The sequence below is a fragment of the Lysinibacillus sp. NPDC097231 genome (genome assembly GCF_044761885.1).
Lineage (GTDB): Bacteria > Bacillota > Bacilli > Bacillales_A > Planococcaceae > Lysinibacillus.
In genome coordinates this window covers 1-13,720 of sequence record NZ_JBIWDH010000019.1, presented here as the reverse complement: position 1 = coordinate 13,720, position 13,720 = coordinate 1, and the positions used below count along the sequence as shown (strand labels likewise).

At 37.7% G+C, this 13,720-nt stretch carries 15 protein-coding genes, 1 tRNA gene, 1 rRNA gene and 1 pseudogene; 2 read left to right on the top strand and 16 right to left on the bottom strand.

The window, feature by feature from the left end; translation table 11 throughout:
• Positions 1-31: 31 nt before the first annotated feature.
• The 4 genes from ACIQXF_RS12730 to groES form a co-directional block, all read right to left on the bottom strand.
• Complete coding sequence (locus ACIQXF_RS12730; RefSeq protein WP_402783394.1) at positions 32-568, bottom strand: DUF6241 domain-containing protein; 537 nt, start codon at positions 566-568, stop codon at positions 32-34.
• Between the two features lie 289 nt (positions 569-857).
• The gene (locus tag ACIQXF_RS12725; protein ID WP_402783393.1) at positions 858-1,199 is read right to left on the bottom strand and encodes a hypothetical protein; all 342 of its coding nucleotides are present in this window, start codon (positions 1,197-1,199) and stop codon (positions 858-860) included.
• A 127-nt stretch (positions 1,200-1,326) separates the two neighbouring features.
• On the bottom strand, positions 1,327-2,958 hold the full coding sequence (groL, locus tag ACIQXF_RS12720; RefSeq protein WP_402783391.1) for a chaperonin GroEL: 1,632 nt from the start codon (positions 2,956-2,958) through the stop codon (positions 1,327-1,329).
• Positions 2,959-3,098: 140 nt separating this feature from the next.
• Positions 3,099-3,383, bottom strand: coding sequence for a co-chaperone GroES (gene groES / locus ACIQXF_RS12715; RefSeq protein ID WP_053584792.1), 285 nt, complete (start codon positions 3,381-3,383; stop codon positions 3,099-3,101).
• 173 nt (positions 3,384-3,556) lie between these two features.
• Between groES and ACIQXF_RS12710 the strand changes: the two genes are divergently transcribed.
• Entirely contained in the window at positions 3,557-4,321 is a 765-nt protein-coding gene (locus ACIQXF_RS12710; protein ID WP_402783388.1) for a CPBP family glutamic-type intramembrane protease, read from the top strand.
• Positions 4,322-4,453: 132 nt separating this feature from the next.
• Here ACIQXF_RS12710 and tatC read toward each other — a convergent pair whose 3' ends face one another.
• The 3 genes from tatC to ACIQXF_RS12695 form a co-directional block, all read right to left on the bottom strand.
• The gene (tatC, locus tag ACIQXF_RS12705; protein WP_402783386.1) at positions 4,454-5,278 is read right to left on the bottom strand and encodes a twin-arginine translocase subunit TatC; all 825 of its coding nucleotides are present in this window, start codon (positions 5,276-5,278) and stop codon (positions 4,454-4,456) included.
• 16 nt (positions 5,279-5,294) lie between these two features.
• Positions 5,295-5,480: a twin-arginine translocase TatA/TatE family subunit gene (locus ACIQXF_RS12700; protein ID WP_402783384.1), complete on the bottom strand. Its 186-nt coding sequence runs from the start codon at positions 5,478-5,480 to the stop codon at positions 5,295-5,297.
• 166 nt (positions 5,481-5,646) lie between these two features.
• The gene (locus tag ACIQXF_RS12695) at positions 5,647-6,282 is read right to left on the bottom strand and encodes a redox-sensing transcriptional repressor Rex (RefSeq protein ID WP_402783382.1); all 636 of its coding nucleotides are present in this window, start codon (positions 6,280-6,282) and stop codon (positions 5,647-5,649) included.
• A gap of 215 nt (positions 6,283-6,497) precedes the next feature.
• Here ACIQXF_RS12695 and ACIQXF_RS12690 point away from each other — a divergent pair, with 215 nt between their 5' ends.
• Complete coding sequence (locus tag ACIQXF_RS12690; RefSeq protein ID WP_402783508.1) at positions 6,498-8,441, top strand: ABC-F family ATP-binding cassette domain-containing protein; 1,944 nt, start codon at positions 6,498-6,500, stop codon at positions 8,439-8,441.
• 419 nt (positions 8,442-8,860) lie between these two features.
• Here ACIQXF_RS12690 and tsaD read toward each other — a convergent pair whose 3' ends face one another.
• The 9 genes and pseudogenes from tsaD to rrf form a co-directional block, all read right to left on the bottom strand.
• Complete coding sequence (tsaD, locus tag ACIQXF_RS12685; protein ID WP_402783506.1) at positions 8,861-9,877, bottom strand: tRNA (adenosine(37)-N6)-threonylcarbamoyltransferase complex transferase subunit TsaD; 1,017 nt, start codon at positions 9,875-9,877, stop codon at positions 8,861-8,863.
• Positions 9,877-10,329: a ribosomal protein S18-alanine N-acetyltransferase gene (gene rimI / locus ACIQXF_RS12680; RefSeq protein ID WP_402783380.1), complete on the bottom strand. Its 453-nt coding sequence runs from the start codon at positions 10,327-10,329 to the stop codon at positions 9,877-9,879. The genes tsaD and rimI overlap by 1 nt, the downstream gene beginning before the upstream one ends.
• Complete coding sequence (gene tsaB, locus ACIQXF_RS12675) at positions 10,319-11,029, bottom strand: tRNA (adenosine(37)-N6)-threonylcarbamoyltransferase complex dimerization subunit type 1 TsaB (RefSeq protein ID WP_402783378.1); 711 nt, start codon at positions 11,027-11,029, stop codon at positions 10,319-10,321. The genes rimI and tsaB overlap by 11 nt, the downstream gene beginning before the upstream one ends.
• Positions 11,026-11,475, bottom strand: a complete 450-nt coding sequence (tsaE, locus tag ACIQXF_RS12670; RefSeq protein ID WP_402783504.1) for a tRNA (adenosine(37)-N6)-threonylcarbamoyltransferase complex ATPase subunit type 1 TsaE — start codon at positions 11,473-11,475, stop codon at positions 11,026-11,028. Before tsaE ends, tsaB begins: the two co-directional genes overlap by 4 nt.
• Before the next feature lie 191 nt (positions 11,476-11,666).
• Positions 11,667-11,885 carry a hypothetical protein gene (locus tag ACIQXF_RS12665; RefSeq protein ID WP_402783376.1) on the bottom strand — a complete coding sequence of 73 codons (219 nt, stop codon included), beginning with the start codon at positions 11,883-11,885 and terminating at the stop codon, positions 11,667-11,669.
• 93 nt (positions 11,886-11,978) lie between these two features.
• Positions 11,979-12,320 carry a hypothetical protein gene (locus ACIQXF_RS12660; protein WP_402783374.1) on the bottom strand — a complete coding sequence of 114 codons (342 nt, stop codon included), beginning with the start codon at positions 12,318-12,320 and terminating at the stop codon, positions 11,979-11,981.
• Between the two features lie 329 nt (positions 12,321-12,649).
• Positions 12,650-13,126: pseudogene (tnpA, locus tag ACIQXF_RS12655) on the bottom strand (IS200/IS605 family transposase).
• Positions 13,127-13,306: 180 nt separating this feature from the next.
• Positions 13,307-13,382 (bottom strand) — tRNA-Asp (locus ACIQXF_RS12650).
• Positions 13,383-13,617: 235 nt separating this feature from the next.
• A 5S ribosomal RNA gene (gene rrf / locus ACIQXF_RS12645) occupies positions 13,618-13,720 on the bottom strand; the annotation flags it as partial.

Here is a 13,720-nt window from a genome sequence, read left to right as displayed (position 1 = left end):
CAAAAAGAATGCAGAAACATATTGCTGAGCGTTATTTATCATATAAGTCATATGTTAAATTGTTTTCAATATAAGCTTGCTCTTCAGCAGGAGTCAACAAACGAATTGCTTTCCCTGAATTTCTTGATTCGTCGCCTCCTTGCATCTCCCAAATTGCGTTATGATCTTCTACAGCATGAGAAAAATCACCTTCTGACCATCTTTCCAATATTTCAATGTAAAGTTCTTTATATTTATAATTGCTTTCTTTGGAAATTTCCAACAATCGATCAACTTTAGCTTGTGTTATTTGCGTGTGACCCCATTTTACTTTAGCTTCAACTTTTTGATGAGACATGCTATGAATGGCTTCGTTCACTTTGTGCTCTATTAAGTTATCAGGATATAGCAATTCTTCTTTTGTAACAATTTTATCTTCAAGCGTTACTCCATCATGTTCAACAAGTGCTTTTTCTTTTTCAGGAACAGGTTTTTCTATTTGTTCGGTGGATTTGATATAACCAAAAATTCCACCAAAAGTGAACAATATTACAATGATTACAATTGCCGATTTTGTTTTTCTCTTCATGTTATTACCCCTCAATAATTTTTTATCTTTATGTAATTATGTATTGGTTTATATTATGTAATTAGGATAATAATAACAGAAGATTGTAACAGGGTTCAATGAATATATATTTAACGTCCGCCACTTGAGACGGCGCCAGGGTGTAACCTCTAATTATACCCTTTAATGCGTAAACATTCCTTATTGCACTATAACCTATAATTATACTGCCATAAGCTATTACATACCTATTGCCAAGCAGGTAAACACATTACCTTCTCACCACATCAAGCGTACCAATGGTTCCCAACTACGACACATTGTCCGAGTTGGATTCCAACATCGGAGCCACCAATTTTGAAATTCTAATCGTCCCACCCATTTTTGCTTTAAACATGAAAGCAACGAATATACCAATAAACATGGCAAATACAAACAATCCTATTACTACAGTTTGTACGAAATTATTTTTGATAACTTTTAGTACAATTGCTTTCATCAGAAATGGTCTTGTAACAAAAGAGTTTCTTCTTTCGTCCACGCAATAATCAATGAATTTGCCTAAAAGCATTTTGTAGTTTTGAATGTTCACCTCGCTCGTATTTTTAAATTTCCTGTCATCTAAAAAATCTTGATATGCAAATTTAAGCAACAAAAAACCACTCCTCTTGATTACCGAGAAGTGGTTATTGTTATTGAAATTAATTATTTACATGACTGCTTCACAAATTGGGCGAATAACAGCAGTGACTATTTCTCAAAATGGAAGGGAAAAACCCTTACATCATTCCTGGCATGCCGCCCATACCAGACATGTCTGGCATTGCTGGAGCTGCTTCTGGAATGTCTGCTACAACAGCTTCTGTTGTTAAGAATAGAGCTGCAACTGATGCTGCGTTTTGTAGTGCTGAGCGAGTTACTTTCGCTGGGTCTACTACGCCCGCTTCCATCATGTTCACCCATTCGCCTGTTGCTGCGTTGAAGCCTACACCGATTTCTTCGCGTTTTAGGCGATCCACGATAATTGAGCCTTCAAGACCTGCATTGTTTGCGATTTGACGAACTGGCTCTTCTAAAGCACGTAGAACGATTTTCACACCAGTTGTTATATCGCCTTCTTCTGCATCTGCCACTTTTTCAACTGCTGCATAGACGTTAAGAAGTGCTGTACCACCACCTGATACGATACCTTCTTCAACAGCTGCACGAGTTGAATTAAGTGCATCTTCAATGCGAAGTTTGCGTTCTTTTAGTTCTGTTTCTGTTGCAGCACCAACTTTGATTACTGCTACACCACCTGCTAATTTTGCAAGGCGTTCTTGTAATTTTTCTTTATCGAATTCTGAAGTTGTTTCAGCAAGCTGAGCACGGATTTGACCAATGCGGCCTTCGATTGCATCTGCACCGCCAACGCCTTCTACGATTGTTGTATTGTCTTTTGTGACAACAACTTTCGCAGCACGACCAAGTGATGTAATATCTGCTGATTTAAGGTCTAAGCCTAATTCTTCTGTAATTACTTGACCACCTGTTAAAATTGCGATATCTTCCAGCATTGCTTTACGACGGTCGCCAAATCCTGGTGCTTTAACCGCTACAGCATTGAATGTACCACGAAGTTTATTCACTACAAGAGTTGCAAGAGCTTCACCTTCAACATCTTCAGCAATGATTAAAAGTGGGCGACCTTGTTGTACTACCTGCTCTAATAATGGCAATACTTCTTGGATGTTTGTAATTTTTTTATCCGTAATTAAAATGAATGGGTTGTCTAGTACCGCTTCCATTTTATCTGTATCTGTAACCATGTAGTGTGATGCATAACCACGGTCGAATTGCATACCCTCTACTACATCAAGCTCAGTTGTGAAGCCTTTAGATTCTTCGATAGTAATAACACCATCGTTACCTACACGTTCCATTGCTTCTGCAATTAATTGACCTACTTCTTCATCCGCAGCTGAGATTGCAGCAACTTGTGCAATTTCCTCTTTATTGCTTACTGGGCGAGAAATAGCGTGTAATTCTGTAAGTGCTGCTGCAACTGCTTTGTCGATCCCTTTACGGATACCTACAGGGTTTGCACCAGCTGTTACGTTTTTCAAGCCTTCACGAATAATTGCTTGAGCTAGTACTGTTGCTGTTGTTGTACCATCACCAGCGATTTCGTTTGTTTTAGAAGCAACCTCTGCCACTAATTTTGCACCCATGTTTTCGTACGGGTTTTCTAACTCAATTTCTTTAGCAATTGTTACACCGTCATTTGTAATAAGTGGTGAACCGAATTTTTTTTCTAAAACTACATTACGACCTTTAGGCCCTAAAGTAACTTTTACTGCATTTGCTAATTTATCTACACCTTGTAGCATTAATGAACGAGCTTCTTCTGAGAATTTAATATCTTTTGCCATGTGAATTTACCCTCCTGAAATGGAATATTCGTTAAGCTTCATCAATATATTTTAACATTTCGCCATACAGTCTTATCACTATCCCATCTGTGACAAACACTGAAGGCATTAACTTTATTAAAGCAAAATAAAGCGTTGGTTTATTCAATAATTGCAAGAATATCGCTTTCGCGTAAAATTAAGTATTCATTACCCTCATATTTAACTTCTGTACCAGAGTATTTAGAGAAAATAATGCGGTCGTCAACTTTAACGTCAAGCTCTACACGTTGTCCGTTCTCTAATACACGACCTGTCCCAACTGCTACAACTTTACCTTCTTGTGGCTTTTCTTTTGCAGAGTCTGGTAGGACAATACCGAATGCAGACTTTTCTTCTACCTCGATTAGTTCAATTACAATACGATCTCCTAGTGGTCTTAACAAGTGAAACAACCTCCTATTAATTAAATGTATGTGTTGAAATTTTATTAGCACTCTATACAGTTGAGTGCTAATACAATATTATGATAATCAATCACACTTTTTTTTGCAAGCCGGAACTTCGAAAAATTTTGTTTTCTTTCCATATTCCACTACAATAGAAAGGTAGCTTATAAATGGAAAGGATTTTGACTGTGAGTAATTCTCAAAAAGTAAATAAACATAAAAAAACAGCTCTTTATGTTTTGCTTATCTATATTCTCATGCAGTTATCAGGCAGATGGCTGTTAAAACCGTTTCATCAACTTGTTATGAGTACAACCGGGTTACCTCATGAACAAGCTGCTCCACTTACGCAAGGCTGGTATATCGCACTTAGCTTTGCCATTGCATTAATTCTAAGTTTAGTTCTAACCTCTCGTGATAAAGCGTTTTGGAATATCTATCAAGGAAAAAAAGAAACTATCCCACTCACAATAGTATGGGGAATTCTTGGTTTCTTCTTAGTATTCTTTGGTCAAATGATTGGTGCCGCTATCGAAATGGCCGTATTTGGTATCAAAGGCGGGTCACAAAACACTGCTGATATTGTAGCCATTGCAAAAGGCGCTCCAATCGCGATATTAGCAATCGTCGTATTTGGACCAATTTTAGAGGAATTCGTCTTCCGCCGTGTTATATTTGGATCGCTTGTCCAAACAACTAATTTCTGGGTTGCCGCTATAGTAAGTGCAATTTTCTTTGCAGTTATTCACTTCGACTTCTCACATATCTTGCTTTATACAATTTGTGGATTGATTTTTGCCTTCTTATATCACAAAACAAAACGCATATGGACGTCAATCATTGCACACGTCATGCTTAATGGTTTTGTGACCCTTGTACAAGTGTATGCAGAACCATTGCAAAAGTTTCTTGAAGAACTAGAAAAAATGCAATAAAAATCAGTGGGAGTTTTTCATCCCACTGATTTTTTATTGCATTAATGATCTATACCATATTTTTGTACTTTCCCACTTATCCAATTACACCAAAAAAGCTCGATGCTATTAAGATGCATCGAGCTTCTACCATTATTGTTGATTTAATTCTTCGATTTGAAGTCGCTGCTGTTCTAGTGCCTCTTCAACCTGACGCTTTTGTTCAGCTTCCTGTTCTTCCTTCAAACGTAGTTCCTCTGATTTTAAGTATTTCTTGTAACCGATACGAGAAATCATAATACTAACTTCATATAGCATAAACAATGGTACTGAAACCATTAAGTGTGAAGCTAATTCAGGTGGTGCAATAATGGCAGCACACACAAACAAACCAAAATAAGAATACTTTCGAAAACGAACTAGTATTTCTGGAGATAACATTCCGATACGTGAAAAGAATAGGACTACAATCGGTAATTGGAAAAGGAAACCAAATGGTATTGTAAGTCTAAATAAAAATGAAAAATACTCCTTTATGCCAATTGTCGGCTGTACTTCTAATTCATTCGATAAACCCATCATAAATTTTATGACATAAGGAAATAAGTAAAAGAATGAAAAGGACAACCCTGCTAAAAACAATAAAAACGCATACGGAATATACTTTAAGGTTGCTTTTCGTTCTATGTCCCTTAGTCCAGGACTTATAAATGCCCACAATTGGTACATCAATATCGGCGAAGAAAGAATTAATGATATTAAAAAAATAACTTGGATATAAATTGAAAGTGGTGTTACTACATCAAATGAATGGAGTACTATATTGTAAGATTCCCCAGTAATTTGAAGATATTTAACAATTGGCTTTGCAACAAAAAAGCCAGCAACCATAGCAAGAACAAAGAAAACGGCAACAATGAAAAGCCGTTTTCTTAATTCTTCTATATGCTCAATAACAGTTAGATCTTTTGGATTCATTCCTCAACATCCTAACTTACTTATCTAGTTCTTTCTTTTTCTTGTCATCATCGTCATCGTCTGCTAATCCTTTAGTAGCATTTTTGAATTCACGTAGTGTTGAACCGAATGCCTTACCAAGCTCTGGTAACTTCTTAGGGCCAAAAATTAGTAAAGCGACAACTCCGATAATAATGAGGCTCATTGGACCTATTGGACCCATTTCAGCCACCTCCTCTTTATATCCATCATTTTAACGCATCTTTCGTCATTTTGCTATTTAATTATATGTGAACTTTTTTCGTCACTCTAGTAGGATTATTTCTCGATTTATTTAATACTTCTACTGTACAGAGACTGTGAACTATACGTTTAATTATGTACAAATTTCACTCTTCTTGATTGCGAATTAAATAAATGAGTGCCTGCAATTCTACCGACAAATCTATTGTTAAAAGCTGCATTTTATCTGGTACGGTAATACGCTCTGGTGTAAAGTTTAAAATACCTTTTGCGTTCATTGCTGCTAATCGGTCTGCCATCTTCTGTGCAGAGTGTGGGGAAACCGTTAAAATCGCAAGCTCCGCTCCGTATTCGGCATATTTTTCCTCCAATAATTCCGGGTGGAAAACGGGAATATTACTAATCATTTTTCCTTCCTTTGGAGCCTTAGGATCGAACGCTACAACGATGTGGGTATTATGATTTTTTTGAAAATTGTATTTTAGTAAAGCACTACCTAAATTCCCTACGCCAATTAACGCTACTTTTGTCGTTTCATGTTGATCGAGCGTTTGACTAAAAAATTTTAATAAATGCTGCACATCGTAACCATAACCCTTTTTCCCAAGTGCGCCAAAATAAGAAAAGTCACGACGAATTGTTGCAGAATCAATTTTCATCGCTTCACTTAGTTCCTTCGACGAAATGCGTTCCATGCCTTCTTGCGCAAAGTTTTGGATAAATCGATAGTAAAGAGGAAGTCTTTTGGTAGTAGCTTGTGGAATTTTTAATTCTTGTTTCAAACTTTTTCCTCCTTAATAATGTATAAACTATTTATGATACATGCTTAAAGTTTATTGTATTTACTGAAGGATTTCTCCTTAGTCAATGGTGCTGTTACGCTATTAATTAAAGGGAAATCGTTTCAATCTTACATGACAGCTTGGAATAAGTAAAGCATCGACATTGCAAGCAAATCTCTCATCCATTACACTAAGGAAGAATTGAGGTGTCAAGAATGATTGTTTTACAAGTCAATCAACTATATAAATCCTTCCTTGTAGATGAAATTTTAAGTGGCGTTAAATTAGAGGTCCAACACCGTGACCGCGTAGCTTTAGTAGGACGTAATGGTGCGGGTAAATCCACTTTACTTAAAATAATTGCTGGTCAAATGTCATATGACTCTGGCGATATTATCATTCCTAAAGGTATACAAATCGGATATTTAGAGCAGCATGCTGGTTTAAACTCGACGTTATCAATTTGGAACGAAATGATGACAATTTTTGAACCACTTATTGCACAAGAACAAACACTTCGGTCACTAGAACAACAAATGGCCGATCCTGCTGTTTATGAAAACCCTACTTTGTATGCAAAGATAATGTCTGAATACGATCATTTACAGCATAATTTTAAAGATGCTGGTGGCTATCAATATGAATCTGATACACGTTCTGTACTTCATGGTATGCAATTTTATCCTGGAGATTATGATAAACCAATTAGCTCATTGTCAGGGGGACAAAGAACTCGTTTAGCTCTTGCTAAGCTTCTTTTAAGTAAACCCGATCTATTAATACTCGATGAGCCTACAAACCATTTAGATATTGAAACACTCTCTTGGCTGGAATCTTACTTAAAAGGCTATGAAGGTGCTATTTTAATTGTTTCTCATGACCGCTACTTCCTAGATCAGGTTGTTTCTGTCGTCTATGAAGTCTCCCGTCATCGCGTTACAAAATATACTGGCAATTATAGTGCCTATTTAGACGAAAAGGCGAAAAGTTATGAGCGTGACGTAAAGTTATTTGAGCGCCAGCAAGATGAAAAAGCCAAACTCGAGGAATTTATCCAAAAAAATATTGCCCGTGCTTCTACTACTAAAATGGCACAAAGTCGTCGTAAAATGCTCGAACGAACAGAATGGATGGAGTCCCCTGATGGCGATGAAAAGTCAGCAAGCTTTGGTTTTACGATAGAGCGTCAAAGTGGTAATGATGTATTATCTATTGATAACTTAGCTGTAGGTTATGGGGATAAGAAAATATCAAACGGCATCACTTTAAGGACTTTCCGTGAGGACCGTATTGCACTTGTTGGTCCAAATGGAGTTGGTAAATCAACTTTATTAAAAACCATCGTAAAAGATTTACAGCCACTCTCAGGAGAGATCCGCTATGGCACAAATGTTCAAATTGGTTATTATGATCAGGAACAGGCAAAGCTATCGAGTAATAAAAGTGTACTAAAAGAGCTATGGGATGAATGGCCATTAATGAATGAGAAAGATATTCGCACAGTGCTAGGTCGTTTCTTATTCTCAGGAGACGATGTAGATAAAACCGTGACATCTTTATCTGGTGGAGAGAAGGCACGACTGGCACTGGCCAAATTGATGATGCAAAAGGCAAATTTCTTAATTCTCGATGAACCTACAAACCACTTAGATTTAGACAGTAAAGAGATACTCGAAAATGCATTAATCGATTATCCTGGTACACTCCTATTTGTATCACATGATCGATATTTCATTAACCGAATTGCTACTAAAGTAATCGAACTGTCTGGTGATGGTTCCTTTGAGTACCTAGGAGACTATGATTATTATCTTGAAAAGAAACAAGAGCTATTGGAAATAGCACAGATGAAAGCTACCACTCAACCTCAATCACAAATAAAGATACCTGAGAAAACTTCAACCTCTATGATTGATAAAGAGGCTAAAAAACGAGAGCGCCAAATTAGACGTTCCATTGAAGAGCTAGAGGAAAAAATGCAAAAAGTAACTATTGAAATAGCTGATTTAGAAGAAGCTCTTTGTGATCCTGAAATTTTTACAGATCACGAAAAAATTACAAAGCTCCAAGGTAAATTATCCACTGTTAAGGAACAGCATGAGCTATTTGAGATGGAATGGCTTGAGCTAAACGAGGAACTCGAAAATATTATTGTGTAAAATTACGTAAAGTCATGTGCCTGTCACATGGCTTTTTCCTTTACTCGCCTCCATTTTTCATATATATTGGTCAAGTGCTATTTTTCGACAAAAAATGCCCACAACTTTATACACATAATAAATCTAGTAATACCAACATATCAACAGACTTTTCCACATTGTCCACAATATCAAATTATTTTTTTCACATCATTTTGTGAAAAACACACCACTAGATATAGAATAATCACAAGTTATACACAAGTTATCAACATTTTGTGCATAAGTACGAATGTTCGCAGTATATTTTTCAACCTAACCTGTGGATAATTTTCTGAAAAATTAGTTAATTAAACAGTTCTATTTCCAATCTTTTTCTACAATTTTTTCAAAAATCAAAAGAGGTATCATAGAATCAAATCTAAGATACCCCTTCCGTTTTATACCCAGGATTTTAGCTCCATCCCAGGGCGACCATTCATCGATAAATTACTGCGGATATTCGCTTCAAACATTGGTGTTGCCGCCGCTCCTATCATCGCGGCGTTATCTGTACATAGTTTTAATGGTGGTACGAAAAATGGTATGCCTTCCTCAGCAAATACCATCTCAAGTGATGTGCGCAATCCCTTATTAGCCGCAACACCTCCAGCCGCAATAACTTGTTTAACTTTATATTCACGCGCAGCCCTTAATGTTTTTGCTGTTAGCACTTCAACTACGCTATCCTGAAATCCTTTTGCAACGGCAGTAGGAGAAATGTCTTCACCGCGTTGATCCATGTTATGCTTATAATTGATAACTGCTGATTTCAGGCCACTAAAGCTAAAATCATAAGAATCTTCTTCTAACCACACTCGTGGAAAGGATACAGCCTCATCCCCCTCGTGTGCTAGTTTATCAATACGCGGTCCTCCTGGATACGGTAAATCTAGGACTCGCGCAACCTTATCATAAGCCTCACCGGCTGCATCATCTCTCGTCTCACCGATGACCTCAAAAGAGCCATGTTCTTTCATATAAACTAGCTCAGTATGGCCACCTGATACAACTAGTGCTAATAATGGGAATTCCATTGGCTGCACTAGTGCATTAGCATATATATGCCCAGCTATATGATGTACACCGATAATCGGTAAATTATTTGCAAAGGCAAAGGCCTTCGCGGCATTAATTCCAATTAACAATGCACCTACAAGGCCTGGTCCTTCAGTAACTGCAACCGCATCTAAATCAGTAGGTTTCATATTTGCCTGAGCTAAAGCTTCTTCAATAACTACTGTAATTTGTTCAACATGGTGACGAGATGCAATTTCAGGTACAACCCCGCCAAATCGTTTATGACTTTCTATTTGAGAAGCAACGACATTCGAAACAATTTCAGAGCCGTTCCGAATAATCGCTGCTGCTGTTTCATCACAGCTTGATTCTATTGCTAATATAATTCGATTTTCCATCATAAATTCACCCACATGACAAGGGCATCCTCCCCGTTATCAGTATAATATCCTTTCCGTATGCCACCATCTTGGAAATCAAGCTTCCGGTAAAGGTTTTGAGCAACTGTATTCGTCACTCGCACCTCTAAACTCATGACTTCCATACTATGGTCTCTAGCAATACGCATTGCCTCTCGCATCAATCCTTCACCGATTCCACGGCCACGAGCTGTCTCTATAACGGCTACATTCGTAATTTGCGCTGCGTCTATAACCATCCACATTCCACAAAAACCTATAATACCTTCATTTTCATCCATAGCTAATACGTAATGTGCATACTGGTTTTCATGCACTTCATAGTAAAAGGAATCTAGTGTCCATGGTGTAGGAAATGTAGCAAGCTCAATTTCATATACTGCTGGTACATCATCAGATTCCATTTTACGATACGTTATATTACTGCTCATGAGCCTTCTCCTTTTGTTCCTTCAGCCAGTTTGCCTCCGCCTCTGCAATGCGTTTATATTGCGGAATAAAATGATGAACTGCATCCACACTCGGTAGCTCTACTTTAGTAGCTAGTCGAATCAGTTCACTTGCTCGTGGTAAATCATTGCTAAACGGCGTACGCTGAGCATGCTCACCCATTACCTCAACGATTTTATGCCAAAAAACATCTATATCTGCTCCAACAAATAGAACTGGTGCCTCTAAAGCCTTTAAACGTTCTAACAAGCCATCAATATGATCGTGATAATCATCTATAACTACTTCAAGATTAGAACCCTTATAAACAGCCGTATAGACATTTTCTCTTCGTGCATCAATAATAGGACAAATAAATCCATTGTAAAGAGCAGCATTTGCGGCCAATATCTTTAAACTCGATATTCCAACTAAAGGCTTTTTCAATGTCCATGCTAACGTTTTTGCAATTGTCACACCTATTCGTACACCTGTATAAGAACCAGGTCCTTCTGATACAGCAATCGCATCCAACTCACCCGACTTTATTCCAGCTTTTTTTAGCAATTCTTCAACCGCTGGCATCGCTCCTACCGAATGTGTTAATTTTATATTTTGTACAATCTCTGCAATCACTTTTCCATCCCTTACAACAGCAACAGAAAGTGGTGCATTCGCTGTTTCAATCCCTAACCAAATCATCTCATTAGCTCCTCACATAATGACTCATATCGCTTTCCACGAGGTGTTAACACAAATCGTCGTTGATTTTCTCCGATTCGGTAAATCTCTATTCCTAGACGCTCCTTTGGTAAATCCTGTTCAATTAGATGTGCCCACTCTACGACTGACACAGCATCTCCATAAAATAGTTCGTCCCATCCAAGATCTTCATCGCTTTCTGCTAAACGATAGACATCTAAATGATTAAATGGTAAACGTCCCTCATATTGCTTTACAATCGTAAATGTTGGGCTATTAACCGTTCTTTGTACACCAAGCCCCTTTGCTAAAGCCTTCGTAAATGTCGTCTTTCCAGCACCCAAATCACCCTCTAATGTAATCGTATCCTGGGCTTCTAGTAAGCTTGCAAGCTTTAAGGCAAAATGCTCAGTATCGTCAAGTGAGTTCATTATTTTTTCATACATCATTTCTTTTTCCTTTCCTAGCTCCATTACCTCTAGTTTACCGAAACAATCGTAAATGTTCAAAGCATCCAACGATTTTCAAAAGTTTTCTCGCTACAAAAGCATGACATCCGTCGGGAGGCTTTTGGCCAACAGATGTTTTTTGCGCGAAAGCGAAGCGTCAACAGCATGATGTTGATCACAGTCGTGTGTTATTGCTGTCGCTTCGCTTTCGCACAGATAAAACCGTGTTGCTGTCGCTTCGCTTTCGCACAGTAAATTGCCACAGGACGTGGCGTTCTTAGACTGAGCTCCCCTATTTCAGCGGATGTTTGGAAACCCGCTGAAAAGTGACTTAAAACCGCATTCATCTCACCACCTATAGAGGTGGGAGACTTCTGTATCTGCGCTGTCGTTATGCTTTCGCGCATAAAACATTTACCGCTTCGCTTTCGATACAAAAGGCATTTGCTGAAAGAAGTTTAATGAAGATCAAAACACGCCTTCTTTTGTAGAAGGCGTGCCTACTTTCGTGTTAAATAACCCTTTACTTCAATAACCTCTTTATCAATTAATTTATCATCTTTAAATCGTACTATATAAGCTTTTGTCATAAGTATCTCATCCTTCCAGCGATATTGATTATTTTTAATCATTTTACCTGCTCCTCCTGCAGTTTTTACTACCTCCATATATGTCATACCCTCTTTTAATTTTTCGAATTCTTCTTCATTCATATTTTTTTGCCAGTGATACGTATTGGATTCCTCAATGTCTATAATAGGGTCTCCACAACCCACCAACATCATCGTGGTACCAATGAGCAAAGGTATGTAAAGACGTTTTAAGAAATAATTATTTCTCATGCAAACACCTCCGTATACAGACCAATTACTTTTCAATTTTTACCCTTATTTTACTCCTTAGAATCAACCGTTGTTTTATATTGATCTTTCTATACATATGCCTTAGAAGGTATTTAAGTGCTAAGCTAGATTGATCGAAGGTTTCTGTCTGATAAATAACTGCCCGTTTATACGAGATATATTTAATTTGAATCCATAAATCAGAACCACCAGTCTAACTGGTGGTTTGCTCTACGCGTGAAACGCTGGGGTACTGGCCCATGTCTAAAGACACACTGAAAGGTCTGCCAACCGCACTCCGTTTTCACGCTACCACTAAAGTGGTTTTATTATCTTCGTTTTTTTGCTTTTATTTCTTCTCCTGTAAATGGATCAATAAATTCTTTCATGGTCATTTGATCCTCAAGAATATCCTCTTGTAATTGATTTTATATATATTCCTGAATGATTTTTCTGTTTCTTCCTACTGTATCTACATAATATCCGCGACACCAAAACTTCCTGTTTCCATATTTGTATTTCAGGTTCGCATGTCGATCAAATATCATTAAACTACTTTTCCCTTTCAAATAACCCACAAACGATGAAACACTTAATTTTGGTGGAATACTTACCAACATATGAATATGATCAGGACATGCTGTTGCTTCAATAATTTCTACTCCTTTTCTTTCACATAACTGGCGAAGAATTCTACCTACATCTACTTTGATTTGTCCATAAATAATCTACCTTCTATATTTTGGCGCAAAGACGATGTGATACTTACAATTCCATGTTGTGTGTGCTAAACTTTTATTATCCATTTGGATCCCCTTTCGTACGAAGTCGGTTGACCAGACCTGATTTCATTGTACGGCTGGGGTTTTTTTCTTGACCATAGCTAGAAGCTCTTTGGAACCCCTCGCATAGCAAGGGGTTTTCAAAAGCTACAAAAAAAGCTCTTATGATATTAAATATCATAAGAGCTTTATAATCATTTATAATGGCGGTCCCGACCGGGATCGAACCGGCGATCTCCTGCGTGACAGGCAGGCATGTTAACCGCTACACCACGGGACCTCTTTAAGACATTTATAAATATATCATAGAGAAATCTTAAACGCAATACTTCTTTATAAAATAGTCCACCTTATTCTATATAAAATATATTATTTCTTTTACTTTAAGCTTTTGTGTCTATTACCACTGAATCTGTTTGTTGCTGAGTTAGAATAGCTAATGCTAATGCGCAAATTGTGTCCCTTCTCTTGCTCTACATAAAAAAACAGCCAGCACACAGCTGACTGTCTTCATTGCCTAGCAACGTCCTACTCTCACAGGGGGAAGCCCCCAACTACCATCGGCGCTAAAGAGCTTAACTTCCGTGTTCGGTATGGGAACGGGTGTGACCTCTTTGC

What these genes read in the sequence shown, in the direction of transcription:
- ACIQXF_RS12665 (WP_402783376.1), bottom strand. Translation starts at nt 11,885, where the DNA reads ATGCGCGAAAGCATAACGACAGCGCAGATACAGAAGTCTCCCACCTCT.
- groL (WP_402783391.1), bottom strand. Translation starts at nt 2,958, where the DNA reads ATGGCAAAAGATATTAAATTCTCAGAAGAAGCTCGTTCATTAATGCTA.
- tsaD (WP_402783506.1), bottom strand. Translation starts at nt 9,877, where the DNA reads ATGGAAAATCGAATTATATTAGCAATAGAATCAAGCTGTGATGAAACA.
- ACIQXF_RS12690 (WP_402783508.1), top strand. Translation starts at nt 6,498, where the DNA reads ATGATTGTTTTACAAGTCAATCAACTATATAAATCCTTCCTTGTAGAT.
- rimI (WP_402783380.1), bottom strand. Translation starts at nt 10,329, where the DNA reads ATGAGCAGTAATATAACGTATCGTAAAATGGAATCTGATGATGTACCA.
- ACIQXF_RS12710 (WP_402783388.1), top strand. Translation starts at nt 3,557, where the DNA reads ATGGAAAGGATTTTGACTGTGAGTAATTCTCAAAAAGTAAATAAACAT.
- ACIQXF_RS12730 (WP_402783394.1), bottom strand. Translation starts at nt 568, where the DNA reads ATGAAGAGAAAAACAAAATCGGCAATTGTAATCATTGTAATATTGTTC.
- ACIQXF_RS12660 (WP_402783374.1), bottom strand. Translation starts at nt 12,320, where the DNA reads ATGAGAAATAATTATTTCTTAAAACGTCTTTACATACCTTTGCTCATT.
- ACIQXF_RS12700 (WP_402783384.1), bottom strand. Translation starts at nt 5,480, where the DNA reads ATGGGTCCAATAGGTCCAATGAGCCTCATTATTATCGGAGTTGTCGCT.
- tsaB (WP_402783378.1), bottom strand. Translation starts at nt 11,029, where the DNA reads ATGATTTGGTTAGGGATTGAAACAGCGAATGCACCACTTTCTGTTGCT.
- tatC (WP_402783386.1), bottom strand. Translation starts at nt 5,278, where the DNA reads ATGAATCCAAAAGATCTAACTGTTATTGAGCATATAGAAGAATTAAGA.
- tsaE (WP_402783504.1), bottom strand. Translation starts at nt 11,475, where the DNA reads ATGTATGAAAAAATAATGAACTCACTTGACGATACTGAGCATTTTGCC.